The sequence below is a fragment of the Hassallia byssoidea VB512170 genome, assembly GCF_000817785.2.
GTDB classification, from domain to species: domain Bacteria; phylum Cyanobacteriota; class Cyanobacteriia; order Cyanobacteriales; family Nostocaceae; genus Hassallia; species Hassallia carrinoi.
On record NZ_JTCM02000001.1, the window covers coordinates 35,146 to 53,707 of the forward strand.

General features: G+C 41.3%; 17 protein-coding genes and 1 pseudogene. 9 read left to right on the plus strand and 9 right to left on the minus strand.

Translation table 11 applies throughout. From position 1 onward, the window contains the following. Nucleotides 1–61: 61 nt before the first annotated feature. Nucleotides 62–283: pseudogene (locus PI95_RS35470) on the minus strand (tRNA-specific adenosine deaminase); the annotation flags it as partial. Between the two features lie 332 nt (nt 284–615). Between PI95_RS35470 and PI95_RS00190 the strand changes: the two are divergent. The 5 genes from PI95_RS00190 (at nt 616) to PI95_RS00210 (ending at nt 5,205) form a co-directional block, all read left to right on the plus strand. Next, nucleotides 616–1,446: an ion transporter gene (locus PI95_RS00190; protein ID WP_052325791.1), complete on the plus strand. Its 831-nt coding sequence runs from the start codon at nt 616–618 to the stop codon at nt 1,444–1,446. Between the two features lie 182 nt (nt 1,447–1,628). Further along, entirely contained in the window at nt 1,629–2,588 is a 960-nt protein-coding gene (locus tag PI95_RS00195) for a TIGR04222 domain-containing membrane protein (RefSeq protein WP_052325790.1), read from the plus strand. Nucleotides 2,589–2,685: 97 nt separating this feature from the next. Continuing rightward, nucleotides 2,686–3,801 carry a TIGR04222 domain-containing membrane protein gene (locus PI95_RS00200; RefSeq protein ID WP_052325789.1) on the plus strand — a complete coding sequence of 372 codons (1,116 nt, stop codon included), beginning with the start codon at nt 2,686–2,688 and terminating at the stop codon, nt 3,799–3,801. Nucleotides 3,802–3,838: 37 nt separating this feature from the next. Further along, a complete protein-coding gene (locus tag PI95_RS00205; RefSeq protein ID WP_039753080.1) occupies nt 3,839–4,672 on the plus strand; it encodes an MbnB/TglH/ChrH family RiPP precursor modification enzyme in 834 nt (277 codons plus the stop codon). After that, the gene (locus tag PI95_RS00210; protein ID WP_039753079.1) at nt 4,663–5,205 is read left to right on the plus strand and encodes an SCO6045 C-terminal-like domain-containing protein; all 543 of its coding nucleotides are present in this window, start codon (nt 4,663–4,665) and stop codon (nt 5,203–5,205) included. The genes PI95_RS00205 and PI95_RS00210 overlap by 10 nt, the downstream gene beginning before the upstream one ends. 126 nt (nt 5,206–5,331) lie before the next feature. Here PI95_RS00210 and rimM read toward each other — a convergent pair whose 3' ends face one another. Then, nucleotides 5,332–6,024 (minus strand): ribosome maturation factor RimM, encoded by a 693-nt coding sequence (gene rimM, locus PI95_RS00215; protein WP_039753078.1) that lies wholly within the window; start codon nt 6,022–6,024, stop codon nt 5,332–5,334. Continuing rightward, entirely contained in the window at nt 6,025–7,308 is a 1,284-nt protein-coding gene (locus PI95_RS00220) for a valine--pyruvate transaminase (RefSeq protein ID WP_039753077.1), read from the minus strand. Between the two features lie 267 nt (nt 7,309–7,575). On the opposite strand from PI95_RS00220, the gene PI95_RS00225 reads away from it, so the two are divergent. The 3 genes from PI95_RS00225 to PI95_RS00235 all read left to right on the plus strand — a co-directional run bounded on the left by PI95_RS00225 (nt 7,576) and on the right by PI95_RS00235 (nt 10,378). Beyond that, nucleotides 7,576–8,688 carry an S-(hydroxymethyl)glutathione dehydrogenase/class III alcohol dehydrogenase gene (locus tag PI95_RS00225; RefSeq protein WP_039753076.1) on the plus strand — a complete coding sequence of 371 codons (1,113 nt, stop codon included), beginning with the start codon at nt 7,576–7,578 and terminating at the stop codon, nt 8,686–8,688. 167 nt (nt 8,689–8,855) lie between these two features. Then, on the plus strand, nt 8,856–9,704 hold the full coding sequence (gene fghA / locus PI95_RS00230) for an S-formylglutathione hydrolase (RefSeq protein ID WP_039753075.1): 849 nt from the start codon (nt 8,856–8,858) through the stop codon (nt 9,702–9,704). A gap of 14 nt (nt 9,705–9,718) precedes the next feature. Then, a complete protein-coding gene (locus tag PI95_RS00235; protein ID WP_039753074.1) occupies nt 9,719–10,378 on the plus strand; it encodes a Uma2 family endonuclease in 660 nt (219 codons plus the stop codon). Between the two features lie 37 nt (nt 10,379–10,415). Here PI95_RS00235 and xseB read toward each other — a convergent pair whose 3' ends face one another. The 3 genes from xseB to PI95_RS00250 all read right to left on the minus strand — a co-directional run bounded on the left by xseB (nt 10,416) and on the right by PI95_RS00250 (nt 13,096). Next, nucleotides 10,416–10,646, minus strand: coding sequence for an exodeoxyribonuclease VII small subunit (gene xseB, locus PI95_RS00240; protein WP_039753073.1), 231 nt, complete (start codon nt 10,644–10,646; stop codon nt 10,416–10,418). Next, the gene (gene xseA, locus PI95_RS00245) at nt 10,639–11,856 is read right to left on the minus strand and encodes an exodeoxyribonuclease VII large subunit (protein WP_039753072.1); all 1,218 of its coding nucleotides are present in this window, start codon (nt 11,854–11,856) and stop codon (nt 10,639–10,641) included. Before xseA ends, xseB begins: the two co-directional genes overlap by 8 nt. A gap of 70 nt (nt 11,857–11,926) precedes the next feature. Continuing rightward, nucleotides 11,927–13,096 carry a DUF711 family protein gene (locus PI95_RS00250; protein ID WP_039753071.1) on the minus strand — a complete coding sequence of 390 codons (1,170 nt, stop codon included), beginning with the start codon at nt 13,094–13,096 and terminating at the stop codon, nt 11,927–11,929. A 100-nt stretch (nt 13,097–13,196) separates the two neighbouring features. Between PI95_RS00250 and PI95_RS00255 the strand changes: the two genes are divergently transcribed. Beyond that, nucleotides 13,197–14,465: a tetratricopeptide repeat protein gene (locus PI95_RS00255; RefSeq protein ID WP_039753070.1), complete on the plus strand. Its 1,269-nt coding sequence runs from the start codon at nt 13,197–13,199 to the stop codon at nt 14,463–14,465. A 71-nt stretch (nt 14,466–14,536) separates the two neighbouring features. Here the strand turns inward: PI95_RS00255 and PI95_RS00260 are convergent, their stop codons facing one another. The 3 genes from PI95_RS00260 to mutS form a co-directional block, all read right to left on the minus strand. Then, complete coding sequence (locus PI95_RS00260; protein WP_039753069.1) at nt 14,537–15,067, minus strand: SMI1/KNR4 family protein; 531 nt, start codon at nt 15,065–15,067, stop codon at nt 14,537–14,539. A 30-nt stretch (nt 15,068–15,097) separates the two neighbouring features. Continuing rightward, nucleotides 15,098–15,712: a Uma2 family endonuclease gene (locus tag PI95_RS00265; RefSeq protein WP_039753068.1), complete on the minus strand. Its 615-nt coding sequence runs from the start codon at nt 15,710–15,712 to the stop codon at nt 15,098–15,100. A 177-nt stretch (nt 15,713–15,889) separates the two neighbouring features. Further along, entirely contained in the window at nt 15,890–18,544 is a 2,655-nt protein-coding gene (mutS, locus tag PI95_RS00270; protein ID WP_039753067.1) for a DNA mismatch repair protein MutS, read from the minus strand. Between the last annotated feature and the right edge of the window lie 18 nt (nt 18,545–18,562).

The window sequence follows — 18,562 nt, forward strand, 5'->3', positions numbered from 1 at the left end:
GGAGGAATATCCACACCGCTTTAAGCCGGACCCTACTTAATATTTACTAGTGCGTGAATTATCATTTAAACAAACTCAGACATTCTTCTTTCAAAACCCCTTTTGTCACCTTTATCTTTCTAAATGACTTAGCGATAACCTCATCACAAGATATATTAATCTGCGACTGATTTACCGAAATTAAATCTTCAATCGAAGCACCATAAACAATTTATGATAAACCCGGACAAACACAAGCAGTAGCACATATCGGACAAGGTTCGCCAGTAGTATATATAATATAGCAATCCTATATCCCAAGTGCCCAGAAACCCGGTTTCTTGGAGAAACCGGGTTTCTAAATATTTTGGATTTAGGACTGCTATATAACCTTCTAAAGAAGGATTTATCTTGCCTCACTGTATTATAAGAGTATTGCAACCACTTGATTATCTTTAACAATCACCGCACCGTGCATCTCCTTTTTTTGCCTGTGAAGAGCGCTAGGCGCATAAAATCTTTAGGTTTCATAAATAATTAAAAATGGGACAGCTTTATATTTGTAAGTTAACGTAGAGTTGGCTATTGCGTTTATTCTAATCATTCGTAAAGTTATTTACAAGCAATTTGTCAAAAATGTTACTTCTACGAAAAAAAACAGCATTCTACCTAACAGACTTAGAAACACCTGTAGGTAAAGCAATTAATCTCACAATTGCTGGGTTAGTTCTACTGTCTTCAGTAATATTTGTAGCGGAAACTTATACTATTCCCAATGCAGTTAGATTTCAATTAAATATAGTAGATACCGTAATATTGATAATTTTTGCTGTAGAATATGCACTCCGGTTGTGGAGTACAGACAAGAAAATTAAGTATATTTTTAGTTTTTACTCGATAATTGATTTAATGGCGATTTTGCCATTTTTTCTGGGAACGGCTGATATCAGCTTTATTCGGTTGCTGCGATGGTTTAGAATTTTACGGTTAATCAGATTTATAGATAAGAAATCTTTTTTTGGTAATATCAACACAGAAGATGGTGTAATATTGGGGCGGATATTATTTACGTTATTTACAATAATATTTATTTACTCCGGTTTAATTTATCAAGTTGAGCATCCAGTTAACCCAAAAGTTTTCAGAACTTTTTTGGATGCGTTTTACTTTTCGATTGTCACCATGACAACTGTCGGATTTGGTGACGTTACACCAATTTCGGAATTAGGTCGCTTGCTGACAGTATCGATGATTTTAACAGGTATTGCCTTGATTCCTTGGCAAGTGGGTGATTTAATTAAGCGGTTGGTAAAAACTGTTAATCAGATAGAAACTATTTGTCCGGGTTGTGGTTTAGGTTTCCACGATGCAGATGCTCAATTTTGTAAAGCTTGCGGTACAAAGTTATCTGGTATCATTGACTCAAGCGTAGAAGATGGAATTTCGACTTATTCGCTTGACAAATAGAATTCGCGTTTACGTAAACTTCAGATAAATCAAGGGTTTCAAACTTTTGTCTTGTGGGTATTTCGCGGTGCAACGCGATTTAATCGCTTAATACAAGATGTGAAATAAAATAATTTTCCGAAAAAGTTGCAACTGGTTGTGTAGCAAACTGTCAGGGAAACTCATCAAAAGGAGTATTGGTGATGGATAAGTTGCTACTTGGTATCCTGGCTATGTTAGTAATTGTAGTTATCAGTAACCCAATTGCTAACCCAATTGCTAATATGCATGGACCGCTTTTTCTACTATTTTATGCTTTTGTGATTGGAGTAACGTTGCTGGTGTGTCGATTGAGTCTACAGCGCGACAGAGAGGCAAATTTACCTCTGCCATTAATTCCCACTAACCCCGATCCTCTCGAAATTGCTTATTTGCGGGGTGGAGAAAATGAGGTAACGCGGTTGGTTGTTTTAGATTTAATTCAACGCGGTTACTTAGAAATTGATAAACAGAATATCAAGCAATCAATTAATCGCCCGAACGTGAATATTTTAACATCATTAGAAGATGACGTGTTAAATCAATTCTCTTCACCACGCAAGGCTAATCATATTTTTAAGTTATCGCTCTCTAGAAAGGTAAAACAACACTGCGCTTTTTATGAACAGCGGCTAAAAAATCAACAATTACTATCATCAGAAACAGCTTCATCAGTTGCCCGACGTATTGCTTGGAAAGGGGGATTAATTATTTTAGGTTTAGGCAGCTACAAGTTGATAATAGCACTGGCGAATGGACATTCTAATGTGATGTTTCTCATCATCATGGGTATCATTTCGATTATTATTTTGACGAGTGTCTGCAATATACCACGACTGAGCGATCGCGGAAAAGCTTACTTAAAAGCATTACAGCAAACCTTTGCACAACTCAAAAACCAAGTATCTAATCATACAGATAATTCCGGAGATTTGAATAATATATTGTTGCCTGTAGCTATCTTTGGGGTGTCGATACTAGCAGCTAGTCCTTTCGCTGAGTTTGAAAAGCTATTCCACATATCAGCAGCAACCGCAAATGCCGATGTTAGCGGGGGGTGTGGTAGTTCCTGTGGGGGTGGTGGTGGCTGTGGGGGTGGTTGTGGTGGTTGTGGGGGTGGTTAAAGCTAAATTTAAGGGAAATCTCCTATATATATACGTGTGCTACAATGTGTAATTAAGAGATTTAACTGGTTAATACGGTAGCTCAAAGTTTAAAAATATGCTGCGTGAAGACATCCCAAACTCGAAAGCAGAAACGCCGATATTTAGGCTGATTGGTATTTTGGGTGTATTAGTGGTGATGGTAGCGATCGCTATTCCCGCATCCAGTCTGATTGCAAATATGCATGGTCTGCACTTTCTGGTGTTGTATGGTTGTGTTATTACCATCACTTTGTTTGTCAGCGGTAGGTTGGTGCAAGATTCAACCAAAAATCAGCCTCTACCGTTAATTCCGACTGCACCAGATCCTTACGAAATTGCCTATTTAAATACTGGAGAAATCGGAGTTTTCGAGGTAGCGGTAATTGACTTGATACAACGCGGTTATTTGCAAGTTATCAATAAAAACTTGATTAGGATTGCAGAGAATCGTCCCCATCCATTTAGGCTAACATTAATACAGCGTCAGGTATATAACTGGTTTTCTACCCCACGCACAGCAAACGAGATGTATTTTTTGCGATCGGTAACCGAAAAAGTACATCTCGTTTGCACAGTTTATCAACAGCATCTGCAAAATGAGCAACTTCTAAATTCTGACCTTAAAGCAAAAAGATGGTTAATTAGCCGGACAGGAACTTGTATAATTCTAGCTTTGGGTGGCTTTAAATTGGTGGCAGCTTTGGCAAATGGGCACCATAATGTCGGTTTTATTATCCCGATGGGTATTTTGTCAGTATGGCTTCTGTGGAATATTAAAATGCAAATACCGCGCTTGAGTCTTCGCGGAGAAGCTTATCTCAAGCAACTTAAGGAAACCTTCCGGCAGTTAAAGCAGAAGGTAAAGACAGATTTCGCTTCGGAACTTGACTACAACTTGGTTGTCGCACTTTTTGGTATCACCGCACTTGCAGGAACTCAGTACGAATACTATCAAAAAATATCTTCACCTAATACTGTGAGAACTAATAGAACTAGAACTACTTCAAGTTCAAGTAATAGTTCCAGTGGTGGTTGTAGTAGTTGCTGTAGTACTTCTGGCAATTGTTTCGGCGAAATTTCTTCTAGTAGCGGAAGTTCTTGCGGTAGTAGCTGTAGTAGTTCCGGTGGAAGTTCTTGCGGAAGTTCTTGCGGAAGTTCTTGCGGTGGGGGTTGCGGTGGTTGCGGTGAATAGTGTAAATTTCGTAGTCAGCGCTTTAGCGCTTTAATTAATGCTTTCTCATTTACCAACATTAGGTGTAGGGTTGGGTTTTCGCGAACCTTTCAAAAGTGACTTATTTCTGCACCGTCAGCAAGTTGACTTTCTAGAAATTGTTGCAGAACATTATCTAGATGCAACTTCGCAAAAACAGCAGGAATTAGAACTCTTAGCAGCACATTTCCCGATAATTCCCCACGCTATCAACTTATCTTTAGGCAGTGCTGAAGGTTTGGATACAGATTATGTACGCAAATTAGCAGCATTAATTAACCAACTTAACCCACCTTGGTGGAGTGAGCATATCTGCTTTACCAAAGCGGGTAAAGTTGATATCGGGCATTTGTCGCCGCTACCTTATACTTATGAAGCGGTAGATGTGCTTTGTCGCAATATTGCCCAAGTGCGTCGCTTCGTTGATGTGCCGTTAATTCTAGAAAATATCACTTATATGGTGACACTTCCCGGCGCCCAGATGACAGAAGCGCAGTTTTTAACCGAAGTTGTCGAACGTTCTGATTGTGGTTTGCTGTTGGATGTAACAAATATTTATACTAATGCTGTGAACCACAATTATGATATCCAGGCTTTTGTGAAAGAATTACCTTGGGAACGTGTGGTTCAGTTGCATTTCGTTGGCGGACATTGGCATGATGGTATATTAATTGATAGCCATTCGCAGTCAACGCCTGTCGAAGTGTGGAAACTGATGGATGAAGTTGTCGCCAAAATGCCTGTTAAAGGTGTTGTGTTAGAACGAGATGAAAATTTACCTACCTTTGCCGAATTAACAGCGGAATTGCAACACGCAAGGGAAATTGGTAGGAGTCATCAAAGATGGGATTAGCACAAACGCAACAGGTTTTAGCCCAGCTTTACACCAATACAAATTTCCGAGAGCGTTTTTTTGCTAACCCGGAAGCTGTTGGTACTGAGTTGAAATTGAGTGATGATGAAGCGCAGCAATTAGCGCAATCTGCACGGCAAATTAATATTTTCGCCAATTCGCTTAAGTGGAAGCGCTTAGGAGAAGTGAGGGAATTATTACCACGCACATCTAAAGTGTTGGGTAAAGATTTCACCGCTTTATTTTGGCAATATGCAGAAACGTATTTACCACAAGGTATCAAGAAACATCTCCAAGATGCGATCGCCTTCGCTAATTTCCTCGAAAAAACAACTTCTGATTTAGTTAAAGATTTAGTCCGCTATGAAAAAACGTGGCTTTTAACTTATGAACGCGATCGCTATTTCCAGATATCCTGGTTTCGTTATGCTGTTCACCGCGATTGTAAACCACAATTAGCGATCGCTATTTGGTATCGCTTCCCCCAAGGACAATTACACCATATCGTGCGGGGAGTAGGGAGTAGGGAGTAGGGAGTGGGAAAGAGAGATTTGTATGCATGTCGGTGTAATTTCAATCCGACGATTTTCAAAAAAAACTCTGCGTTACGAGTGCGCTTTCCTCCGCTTTCCTTTGCGTTTAAAAAACTCTACAACTACCTAATCATTAACTGACAACAAACCAGGCGGCGGTGTAATTTCAATCCGGCGATTTTCTAAGTCTACCACCGGGGCGATCGCTTTCACAAAGGGAATTAAAACAGACTTCGGATTTTTGATTTTAGATTTGGGATTTTGGATTGAAATTTCTCCTTCTCCCCCTTGTCCCCCTTGTCCCCCTTTCTCCTCCTCCTGATGCAACTCCACCTCTAGCAAATCGTTCCCAGCAGCGATGATATCAACCACCGTACCCACGAGTTCTCCTGATTCCTGCATAAAAACAGGCAAACCAATCAAATCGATCACATGATATTCATCTTCTCCTAATTTTGGGCGATCGCTTTCAGGGACTAGCAACTTACAACCGCGTAATTCTTCCGCAGAGTCGCAATTATCCACACCAGCTAACTTGAGGACATACAAATTTTTCCCATCAATATAACGTCCCCTGACTAATTCTATCGGTTGCGGTTCTGCCTCACCCGGACGCAATAACCAGCGTTTTCCAGGAACCTCAAAACGTTCTGGAAAATCCGACTGCGGATAAACCCGCACCTCCCCAGACAAACCTTGAGGTGCGACAATCTTACCAATTTCCAGCCAATTATCGGGGATGGGAGTGGGGGAGGGGGAAGAAGATATCTTTTTCTTCCCCGACTTTTTCTTCGTGTCCTTTGCGTCTTTGCGGTTCATTTAAGCACTTACAGCTGCACGCTGATAAACTTGTTGCGTTACTTTTGCTAAACGCTGCATTCCGATCGCAATTTCTTCATCGCTACCGGTGAGACTGATTCGCAAACATTGGTGTTTGTGTAACCAATCTTCTCGCAAACCGGGGAAAAAGCTACTACCAGGTACAATAATTACACCCACCTGCTTGAGTTCTTGATAAAATTCCCAATCAGTGATTGGTAACTCATCCAACCACAACCAAGCAAAAATTGCACCCTCACCACGATGGAGGAACCAAGGTAAATCCTTGGGCATGGCGGCAAATAAACTCTCTTCTAAAACAGTGAACTTATTTTGATAAAATGAGCGAATGACTTGTTCAGAGATTTCTGCAAGTTTACCAGAATTGATAGCGCGAGCGGCGATCGCTTGTCCATACCGAGAAGGATGAATACACATATTTGTCTGGAAGCACTCCAGCACATGAATCCACTCTTCATCCCCAATCGCAATGCCAATGCGTTCTCCGGGTAATCCAACTTTCGATAAACTCATGCAGTGTAAGATATTGTCTCCAAACACTGGTGTCATTTCGGTAAAATTCAACGCTGGGTATGGAGGTGCATAAGCTGAGTCAATCAATACTGGTGCATTAAAAGGTGCAGCCAAAGCAGCGATTTTCTTCACTTCATCATCGGTGAGAACATTACCCGTGGGGTTACAGGGACGAGAGAAGATGACGCAGCCGGTGTTTTCTGTAATTTCCAGTTGGCTGAAATCAGGGCGATATTTGAATTTATGTGCCCCTGCGTCAATATCCAAAGTTGGTTTGTAGGCGATTAAAGCTTCTGCACATAAAGTAACGCCACCATAACCTGTATAATCAGGGCTGAGGGGCAAGATAATTTCTTTTAAATCGCCACTGCTAGTGTAACCGCCGAAGACATTGGCAGCGTAGAAATAAAGACTTTGACTGCCGGGAGTTAAAAGAATATTACGTTCAGTTAAATTTAAACCATAGCGTTTGTTGAAGTCGTTAGCGATCGCTTCCACTAACGGTGCGTAACCCTGACTCGAACCGTAGCGACAAACTACTTCACCATATTCGGAACTAGCTAGCAATTCTTGTGTACAATCACGCCATAACTGCTCAACCTCCGGTAAAATCAAAGGGTTCCCAGCACTCAAATTAATAAATTGCTGCCCAGCGCCGGCTCGTAATGTTTCGTTAATGTCCTTCATAATCGCTCTGACACCAGTCAGGTGGGACATTTGTTCGCCAATTTTACTAAGGGCAGGTTTCATAAGCAGTCCAATAAGATAAAATGAGAGGTTGACAAATTATATAGCAGTTGGATGCTGGCGGGTCGATATTACCTCGAAGCTTTACCGCCTGTAACCAATGTAGCAAAGTTGAATTACTACAAATTTATCTACCCATAGCGCATTTTAGCGGCATTCGCTCTTTAACATTGATACTTGCGCTGATGGATAGAAATAAGTTGACACTGAATTCTCGATCTACACTCAAGGAAGGCTGACGAGTGAAAATCTACATAGGAAGGCACAAAAGTGGAAGTTAAAGCAGCGATCGCTTACAGTGCAGGAAAGCCATTAACTATTGAAACAGTGCAACTTGAATCCCCACAAACGGGAGAAGTTTTAATTCAAATTAAAGCCAGTGGGGTTTGTCATACCGATGCTTACACCCTTTCAGGAAAAGACCCTGAAGGATTATTTCCGGCAATTTTGGGACATGAAGGTGCTGGGGTTGTGGTGGAAATTGGCGAAGGTGTCACTAGCTTAAAACCAGGCGATCGTGTCATTCCCTTATACACTCCCGAATGCCGTCAATGTGAATATTGCCTTAGCTTAAAAACCAACCTTTGTCAAGCAATTCGCAGTACTCAAGGACGCGGTGTGATGCCCGATGGTACTAGTCGTTTTTCTATCGACGGGCAGATGATTCATCATTATATGGGTACATCCACCTTTGCAAATTATACAGTATTGCCGGAAATTGCTGTAGCGAAAATTCGTGAAGATGCGCCTTTTGATAAGGTTTGTTACATCGGCTGCGGCGTAACTACGGGTATCGGTGCAGTTATCAATACAGCGAAAGTAGAACCGGGTGCGAATGTCGTAGTTTTCGGTTTGGGTGGTATTGGTTTGAATGTCATCCAAGCAGCGCGGATGGTAGGAGCTAATATGATTGTTGGGGTGGATATTAATCCGAATAAACGCGCTTTGGCAGAAAAGTTTGGAATGACGCATTTTGTTAATCCGAAGGAAGTTGAAGGCGATTTGGTGCCTTATTTGGTGGATTTAACGAAAGGTGGTGCTGATTATTCTTTTGAGTGTATTGGTAATGTGAATATTATGCGGCAAGCTTTAGAATGCTGTCATAAAGGTTGGGGTGTGAGTGTGATTATTGGTGTTGCTGGTGCGGGTGAGGAAATTAAAACTCGTCCTTTTCAATTAGTGACGGGACGTGTTTGGAAAGGTTCGGCTTTTGGTGGTGCGAGGGGACGTACTGATGTGCCGAAAATTGTTGATTGGTATATGGAAGGTAAGATTAATATTGATGATTTGATTACGCATGTTATGCCGATTGAGAAGATTAATGATGCTTTTGATTTGATGCATAAGGGTGAGTCGATTCGTAGTGTGGTGACGTTTGATTAAACGAACCGCGTTGGCGAAGCCTCTCGAAGAGAAGACGCGAAGAACACGAAGAAGAGAGTAGAAGGTAGTAATGATACTTATTCTTGCGTTCTTCTTTGCGTCTCTGCGTCTTTGCGTGAGATAAAAAATTATTTCTGCAACAAGTATTCTAAAAAGACCTTTATCTAATGAGTAATATCAATTTAATTTCAGAATATAAATCTTTTGGTGGTAAGGTGGGCTTTTACAGTCATCTTTCTTCTAGCTGTAATGGAGAAATGCGCTTTGCTGTGTATCAACCACCGCAAGCAAAAACGCAAGCTGTTCCGGTTCTTTATTTCCTCTCTGGTTTGAGTAGTACGGAAGAGAATTTTATGGTGAAGGCAGGGGCGCAACGCTTTGCAGCGGAGTATAATTTAATGTTGGTTGCACCGGATACGAGTCCGCGCAATACTGGGATTCCTGGTGAGGATGATGAGTGGGATTTTGGCACGGGTGCTGGGTTTTATGTTGATGCTACTTCTCAACCGTGGCGATCGCATTATCAAATGTACAGTTATGTTGTTTCTGAGTTACCTGCTTTAATTAACGAACATTTCCCCGCACAACTTAATAATCAAAGCATTTTCGGTCATTCGATGGGGGGACATGGTGCTATTGTTTGTGCGTTGAGAAACCCAAAGTTATACAAATCTGTATCCGCTTTCGCTCCCATTGTTGCACCTATGCGTTGTCCTTGGGGAGAAAAGACTCTCAGCCGCTATTTGGGTGATAATAAGGTAAGTTGGGCTGCTTATGATGCTTGCGAATTGGTGCAAAAAGAAAGATATCACAGTTTGATTTTAATTGACCAAGGTACTGATGATAAGTATTTAACTGAGCAATTAAAGCCGGAGTTATTTGAAAAAGCTTGCGCTGCTGTGAAACAACCTTTAAACTTGCGTTATCAAGAAGGCTACGATCACGGTTATTATTTTATTGCTACTTTTATTGAAGACCACATTCGCCATCATGCTCTTGCTCTTTTTAAGTCTTGAATCATGAGGTTATTATGGTAGATTCTTACCTAGATCGTTTACCAACGAGTTTGGAACTTCCGTGTTCTGACGATATTCCTGTGGATAATGAAGACCAGAATTTCCTACCAAATTTTCTTTTGTTTCTACTTGAATCAATTTGGGCAAAGCGCTTAGATTGGTTCTTTGGTGCTGATATGGCTATATATCATACCACTGGGGTAAACCCAAGAGTACCCGTAGTTCCTGATGGATTTCTTAGTTTGGGAGTAGAAAGGAGAAAAGCTAGTGGGAGTCGCTCAAGTTATGTAGTCTGGGAAGAAAATGGTATTGTACCGACATTTGTTTTAGAAGTTGTTTCTCAAACTTATGGGGAAGAATACGATAAAAAAATGGAAATTTATGCGAAATTAGGTGTATTGTATTATGTAGTTTACAATCCTAATTTTTGGCAACGCGACCAACATCAACCTTTGGAAGTTTATAAATTAATAGATGGTTTTTATCAGTTACAAATTGGTGAACCGTTTTGGATGCAAAAAGTCGGTTTGGGAATTGGTAGAGGCATCAATTCAGATGGTGGTTTACAGCGTGAGGTGTTATATTGGTATAATAAGCAAAGTTCTCGCTATCAAACTGCTGAAGAGTTATTGACTGAATATCGCCAACAATTTGGCGAATTACCTGGATCGTAAATTGTAGAGACGTTCCATCGGAACGTCTCTACAACGGTTATTCATCGTTTAAAGTCTCAATTAATAAGTTTACCTGTTGCTGTCGCTGTTGTAAAAAGCTTTCGCACTGACGTAAATATTCTACTGCTGTGGCAAATTGTTCAAATACTTCTTCTAATTGTAATTCACCCGCTTCTATGCGAGTGATAATTGTTTCGATTTCGGCAACTTTCGCTTCATAATTTCCCCCATCCATTTCGGAATTAGAAGTAGTTTTACGTTTAACCATTAACTTCGGTAATTTTCACTTTAACTTTTCCTTGCGCTAACTGAATCGATAATTCTTGTCCTAGTTCTAACTCAGTTGCAGAACGAGCGATCGCCCCATTTTCTTGTTTTACCACAGCGTAACCGCGCTGTAAAACTGCCTGCGGGTCGAGAGTTGTCAATTTTTGCCGCAACAATTCTACATGTTGGGTTGCTTGCTGCAATCTGCCTGTAGTTACTTGGATTAATTGCTGACGTTTCCAAGAAAGATTTAGTACCTCTTGTTGTACTTGTCGATCTAAACGCAAACGATGTAAGCGATCGCGCATTCCTTGCAGTTTATTTCCCGCAGTTTGCATTTCAATTCGCATCGTGTCGTGTAAAACTGCAATTCGCTCTTGATGTTCAGCATACAACTCTGCGAGTGCGGGTACAACTAATTCTGCCGCAGCTGTAGGAGTATGTACGCAAGCATCCGCAGTTAAATCTACCAAAGATTCATCTCTTTGATGACCAATCCCAGTAATTACCGGAATTGGACAATCAGCAACTGCACGTACTACCCTTTCATCATTAAAGCAAGCTAATTCTTCAACCGAGCCACCTCCCCGCGATAAAATTAACACTTGGGCGCGATTATCTCGTTCTACGCGGGCGATCGCCTTTACAATAGATGCTGGTGCTTGTTCACCTTGCACCGTTGCCGGCGAAAATAAAACATGTAAACCGGGATATCGTTGCTTGAGTGTTTTTTGAATATCACCCCAAGCAGCAGCAGTAGGGGAAGTGACGACGGCGATGATTTGGGGATGGATGGGAAGCGATCGCTTTCTTTCTACATCAAACAAACCTTCCTCTTGCAAGCGATTTTTTAATTGTTGATAGCGCAACGCTTGTAAACCAACACCAGCAGGCAAAACCTGCCAAACTGTAAGTTGATATTCTCCTCTTTGCGGATAAACTCGAATATTACCCAAAATAATTATCTGTTCACCACGAATCGGTATCTGAGCCAATTTTGTTAATTGACTATTCCACACCACACATTTAATTGCTGCGCTGCCATCTGGATCTTGTAAAGTGAAAAATAACCCACTGCGATGTTGATTAGCGCTAGAAACTTCACCAGTTACCCAAACTTGCCGCAATTGCTCATCTTGCTCTAACAGTAACCGAATATAATCAGTTAACCCAGCTATAGAAAGTGCCGTATCCGGAATTAAATAACTCATGATTCGTAGTGAGGACTTCAGTCCTCGTAACTTGGATTTTAAGGGCTGAAGCCCTTACTACAAAATAAAATTATTCCACATTAAATATTTTACAATCCACCAAATACGGCGAATCGAACGCAGTCATTTCCCCAGCTTTTTTCCCAGGAATCGGAAACAACCTTGCTGAAAGTGGTTTATCTAACTTTATCGCCAAAGTCGCCATATCAATTAATATCGCGGTAATCTTTTCTATTGTAATATCACCCGGAATCGGAACCGTATCAAGTCCGCAACCACACACGGCAGAATAAGCTAATAAATTTGTGATATTATAAGTTTGCTCGTTAGCTCTTGCAGCTAAACCGACATCTTCACAAACCGGAAGCATTAACCCAGAGTAACCGCAAGTTTTTACAGAGACGCTTTTCAAAACGCGAGTTAGCATTCCTGATATTGCTAATGTACCTTGATTTCCAAACTTCCCATCCATGAGTTTTTCATAAGCATAGGCAATACTTTCTTTTTTGCCTAAAGATGGTGCAAGAGATGTGTCAATTCCTTTGTATTCGATAGCATATTTAGCGGATATTATTCTCGCTGTCGCCTCAATTTTCCTTAATTCTTTATCTAAAATCACTTTCAGCTTCTCTTCCGCATCAGAAATATCATCAGCATCATCAAAAGCTTGCATTACCAAGTCGCATAATTCTAATCCGATAGCGAAAGACGTTTCACCTTGATGATACGCAGTAGGAAAAAATGGAATTCCTGATTGACAATTTGCCCAAGCGCAAAAATGAAAGTTACCATAACCGTGTTCGCTTTCTTGAGAAATTCGCTGAATAACTTTTGCAGACTCTCTTGCGTTTTCAAAGTTTATTCCAGTGCGTTCGCAAAGCGACTCCTTTGGAGTATCGCCTATTTTACTGGAAGTGTATAAAATCGATGTATTTTTGATAATCTCTGGAATTAGAGCGATAGTTTCCGGTTTACTTGCGTAACCCAAACTGAAAAAGCTAATATTCAAGTTTTGGCAAACTTCTTCGATTATTTTAACTTGATTAATAATTTCACTTTTGGATAAATCATCTAGATATTCTTCCCAGGAATTAGTCGCTATTCTAGTTGTTTGTACCTCGTATCCCTGTTCTTCAATTATCAGCTTTGCTTGCTGATTAAACTCAGACGCTTGCTTAATCTTATCTATTTCTTTAAGAGAAGAAAGTGATATACCAGTTGTGATAGTTCTAATTTTCATTTTGACAAAGTATTATTAAAATGACGTAGTAAGCACTTCAGTGCTTTAAATAAGCACTGAAGTGCTTACTACAATTAAATAACTAAGTTAAACAAAAGCCATGAATAACGAATTCTACAATAAAGGACTAGAACTAGCTCAACAAAAAGACTACACCAAAGCTATTGAAGCATTTACCCACGCTTTGCAAGAAGATCCTTACTTTGCGGAAGCTTACAGACAACGGGGTTTAGCATATTATGACTCAGGAGCAACTCTGCAAGCTGTCTCAGATTATACTGAAGCTCTGAAACATAATCCTGAAAGTGTAGAAGCATATTATTATCGTGCATTAGCACGGTTGACGCTGAAAAATCTGCCCGGTGCGCTTGCGGATGTCGATAAAGCTATTTCACTTGAAGTAAATTATGCCGCAGCTTATCATCTGCGGGGAATTGTGCGGCGCAAAGAAGGGTATATTCAAGATGCGATCGCTAACTTTAAAAAAGCCGCAGAATTATATCTCAAGAAAAACGACAAAGAAAAATGTCGTCAATGTCTGGAAAGCATCAAGCAGATACAACCGAAAGAATATCCTGCTGTAAAGCCGTCAATTTCTACCCCCGCACCGATAATTTCTGAAAATGAATATTTCCGCACCTTGTTAGAAAAGGCAGAAAAAGGAGACACAAAGCAAGCTATTGATGATTTAAACTGGGTGTTGCAAGTCGATCCGCAAGATGGTATCGCTTACTGCTGTCGCGGGGTGGTGCGTTGCAAACAAGGAAATTATCGCGATGCTATTTCTGATTTTAACTCAGCGCTGCGCCTAAATTTTAAAGATGCGATCGTATATCGCAACCGAGGAAAAGCACGTTCTCAGTTAGGAGATCATCAAGGTGCGATCGCTGATTATAATCAAGCGCTACAAATGCAGCCTGAAGATGTCCTTATATATATTGCCAGAGCAAATACCCATCGAGCAATGAGTAATTATTACGCGGCAATTAAAGATTACACCCAAGCGTTGCAAATTGATTCTGATAATGCCCATGCGTATTATAATCGTGGCATTGCCTATACTCATTTAGAAGAAATCCAACACGCGATCGAAGATTATCAGCGTGCGGCAAGTATGTTTTGTGAAAAAGAAGATTGGCAGAATTATCAACAAGTCTTAAATAGCTTGAAAAAAATTCAATCCTCTACCCCGGAAGTTAAAAATGCTAAATACGATTTATTGCGTCAACGCTTGTTAAGAATGGTAGGGGGATATTGGGAAATTGCTCAACGACTAATTGAGCAGAAAAAGAATTACTATCCAGGGATGTCAGATGAGTGGTATTTGCAAACAGTTATTGATGATTTGGAAAGGGATAGAGGAAGATAAGTTAGTACGAGCGCGTTTTTAAACGCAGAGGAACACGAAGGTAAACGCAGAGTGACGCAAAGTTTTTGTAGTTAGTATATCCAGAGGTATTTTGATTCCAGAAGCCTTGTATAATACAGCATCATGTTAGTGATGCTCGGAAAGCTGATAAATTTTTCGCTGGGAGTGGAACTATCGACAATTGGAGAAGTTTTTCGCTGTTCTGAATCTAGAAGCGTACATTCAGAGTTATTTTGCCATGCAAAGATAGGAAATATGTGTTTTCCGGCTTTAGTTTCCCGCGATATAGCATAGCTTAATGCTTCATCTAAAGAAATGAAATGAACAATCTCACGCGCAGAAAAAGCTTTAATTTGTTCGGAAGATTTCTTGACAAATTCTTGTTCTTCTGCTGTTAAAAAACAACTGTAACCTCCGTTGTGCCATTGATAAAGTTCATACAGTTCCACAGATAGACGAAATGGCAAATCTTTAACTTTACTTTCAATTTCTTCGTGCGTTAAACCAGGGGCTAAAAGAGGAATTTTTTTACCATCTTTTTCGGGTTGATATTGTTGCACCCAAGTAGAAATACGCTGTAAAATTTCTGTTAATTCTGACATAATTTATCATAAATCTTATAACAGTGTAACCTATCTACCAGCATTAATAAGTTGGTTAGCAGTCAGCTTCAACTCAGAAAATGTAGGAATTTGAATTACTTCTTCTCCTCTATAAACTGCTTCATCATAAAAGCCTTCAACCAAAGTTAGAACTGTTACCCGCTTATCTACTGCTTTGCCATTTTGGTCGAAGTCGAGAAAATCAACCAGCAGATAAACTGGGATACCAAGGATATTGTATTCCGCTCTTTTGGCGCGATGGTCACGACTTTCAGTTCCCGCACTCACAACTTCTACAATTAATAGCGGTGGTTCTTCATTAAGTTCAATTACAGCTTCTCTATTTCTTAAATTTTTCCACTGTGACAAAAGTAAAACTGTCACATCTGGAACTCTAGAAGTATCCCGTCTACCCACTTGAGGTACTCTAACACCAACCGCAGCTTGACGTGCAACCCAATCTAACTTCAGTCGCTCGATTTCTGTTGTAAATGAGCGTTCCAAAAAGTGCATGATTTCACCATGTCCTCCACGGGGTTGAGACATCGGTATTAATTCTCCTCGCTCAAGTTCGTAGCGTGTATCAGTACCATCGTTATAAGTCAAATACTGCTCAAAGGTAACTATTTGTTTGGTTGTAGTCATGTTGCTACCTTCTTATCTACTAAATAAAGTTTAGTTTTTCAGTTATAAGAGTTACGTCAAATTATCGGAGAATTAACCGCAGAGGACACAGAGAACACAGAGTTTAGGAAAGTTTGGAAGAATTTTTGCGTTCATACCTGAATTATATAGATAAACTAGCTTAATATCGCTTTTTTATCAATCCAAACTTTGCAAACCCATCGCAATCTTACTATGCTTTTCAATCTGCCCCATTACTTGTTTTGCGCGTTGAATTACCACCGCAGGTAAACCCGCTAATCTTCCGGCTTCAATACCATAAGACTTATCAGCACCTCCTGGTTGAACTTGATGCAAAAAGATAATTTGGTCGGGTAACTCCTTCACCGTCACCTGATAATTAGCAACATTCGGTAACATTGCCGCCAACTCATTCAACTCGTGGTAATGTGTAGCAAAAATCGTTCGCGCTCGAATATCCACCGCCAAATATTCCGCCACAGCCCAAGCAATCGAAAGACCGTCAAAAGTTGCCGTACCGCGTCCAATTTCATCTAACAAAACAAGCGATCGCTCAGTCGCATGATTGAGAATATTCGCCGTTTCATTCATCTCCACCATAAAAGTAGATTGACCCGTTGCCAAATCATCCACCGCACCCACCCGCGTAAAAATGCGATCGCATACCCCCAACTTGGCAGAAGAAGCCGGCACAAAACTACCAATTTGAGCCATCAACTGAATCAACCCCACCTGCCTCAAATAACAACTCTTACCACTCGCATTTGGACCCGTGAGAATGATTAAATCGGGGAGTGGGGAGTGGGGAGTGGGGAGTGGGGAGTGGGGAGTGGGGAGTGGGGAGTGGGGAGTGGGGAGTGGGGAATTTTCTTCACTACTCCCTACTCCCAATTCCCTACTCCCCAGTTGAGTCGAATTCGGCACAAAAAACCCGGCAGGCAAAGACTGTTCCACCACCGGATGACGCCCATCCACAACCAAAATCTCCCGTCCCGCAACCATCTCCGGACGACAATAGCCTTGATGCACCCCCAACTCAGCCAAACCGCACAACACATCCGCAGCAGCTACCGCACGCGAAAGAATGCGAATTTCCGAGCCATGCGTTCCCACCTCATCCCGCAACGCCGTAAAAATCTCATATTCCAACTGATTTAAATCATCCCGCGCCGAGAGAATTCTTGCTTCTCGTTCCTTCAACTCCGGCGTGATGTAACGTTCCTCATTCGTCAGCGTTTGCTTGCGGATGTAATTACTCGGAACAGAATCCGCCTTAGCGCGAGAAATACTGATATAATATCCAAAGGTCTTATTGTATCCTACCTTCAAAGTCGGAATTCCCGTCTTTGCTCTTTCGTCAACTTCCAAATTAGCAATCCATTGCTGATCGCCTTCCACAGTTATTTTTCTCTCATCCAACAGAGAATTCACACCTTGGCGAATCAACCCCCCTTCAGTTAAATGTATCGGTGGTGACTCCACCAAATTTGCATGTAATTTTTCTGCCAACTCTGACAAAACAGGCGGCACTTTCTGCAAAGCTTTCAAAAAGGGAGAACGAGTATCAGCCACCAAGCTAGCTAATTCTGGTAAACGCGCCAAAGAATCAGCCAAAGCCACCAAATCTCGCGCATTTGCCGTACCAGAACCGGCGCGTCCCGTCAACCGTTCCAAGTCATAAATTTGACGTAACAATTGCCGCAAATCTTGACGCAGAGGTGTATTTTCGATTAACTCTGCGATCGTATCTTGCCGCGCTCGAATACCTTTAATATCAAGTAGCGGTTGCAATAACCATCTTCTCAAAGCACGTCCACCCATCGCCGTGCTGGTTCTATCCAACGCCCAAAGCAAAGAACCATGAAAAGTACCATCGCGGACGGTTTGCGTAATTTCTAGGTTGCGCCGAGTTTGATTGTCAACAATTAAATAATCAGTAATTGTATATGTGCGTAACGCTTGGAGAAAAACCGGATGGTCTTTTTGAGTATCTTCGAGGTATTCTAAAAGACCACCCGCAGCGCGAACAGCGAGGGGGAGACGATCGCAACCTAGACCTTCAAGCGATCGCACTTTGAATTTCTGCAATAATTTAGCTCTAGCTTCACCTTGAGAAAATGGAACTTGCGATCGCAAAGCATAACAAAACGATGGTGGCAAACATTCCGGCAGATGTTCCGATTTTTCCCCAGGACGCAGTAAACTACCTAAATCTGGCGCATTCGTCGGAATTAGCACTTCCGAAGGTTGCAAGCGCATTAACTCTTGTGTCAGATGTTCTAAATTACTTGCTTGCGTCGTGAGAAATTCGCCTGTAGATATATCTGCGTAAGCCAAACCCCAATGTTCCCCAGCAATTACCACAGCCGCAAGGTAATTATTGCGACTTGCTTTTAGCATTCCATCTTCCAGCAAAGTACCGGGAGTGAGGATGCGTGTAATTTCGCGTCGTACCAACCTCCCAGCAGCTTCCGCAGCATCTTCCACTTGGTCGCAGATTACCACAGCGTAGCCTTTTTCCACCAACAGCGTAGCGTATCGTTCCCAAGAGTGATGCGGTACACCAGACATCGCCACACGTCCTTGTTCTCCAGCTTGCTTGCTCGTCAGGACAAGTTCTAACTGCTGCGCTAGCGTGACCGCATCTTCAAAGTAACATTCAAAAAAATCTCCTACTCGATACAGCAACATCGCGTGAGGATACTTTTCCTTCGTTTCGATATAATGCTGGTACATTTGACTGAGCTTAGTGCGATCGACCGCTCGATGGTCAGAGATAAATGTACTGGCATCGGGTTTGGTGGATGGGGTTGCAGAATGAGAAGCAGTCATAGATGCCTAGTTATACGC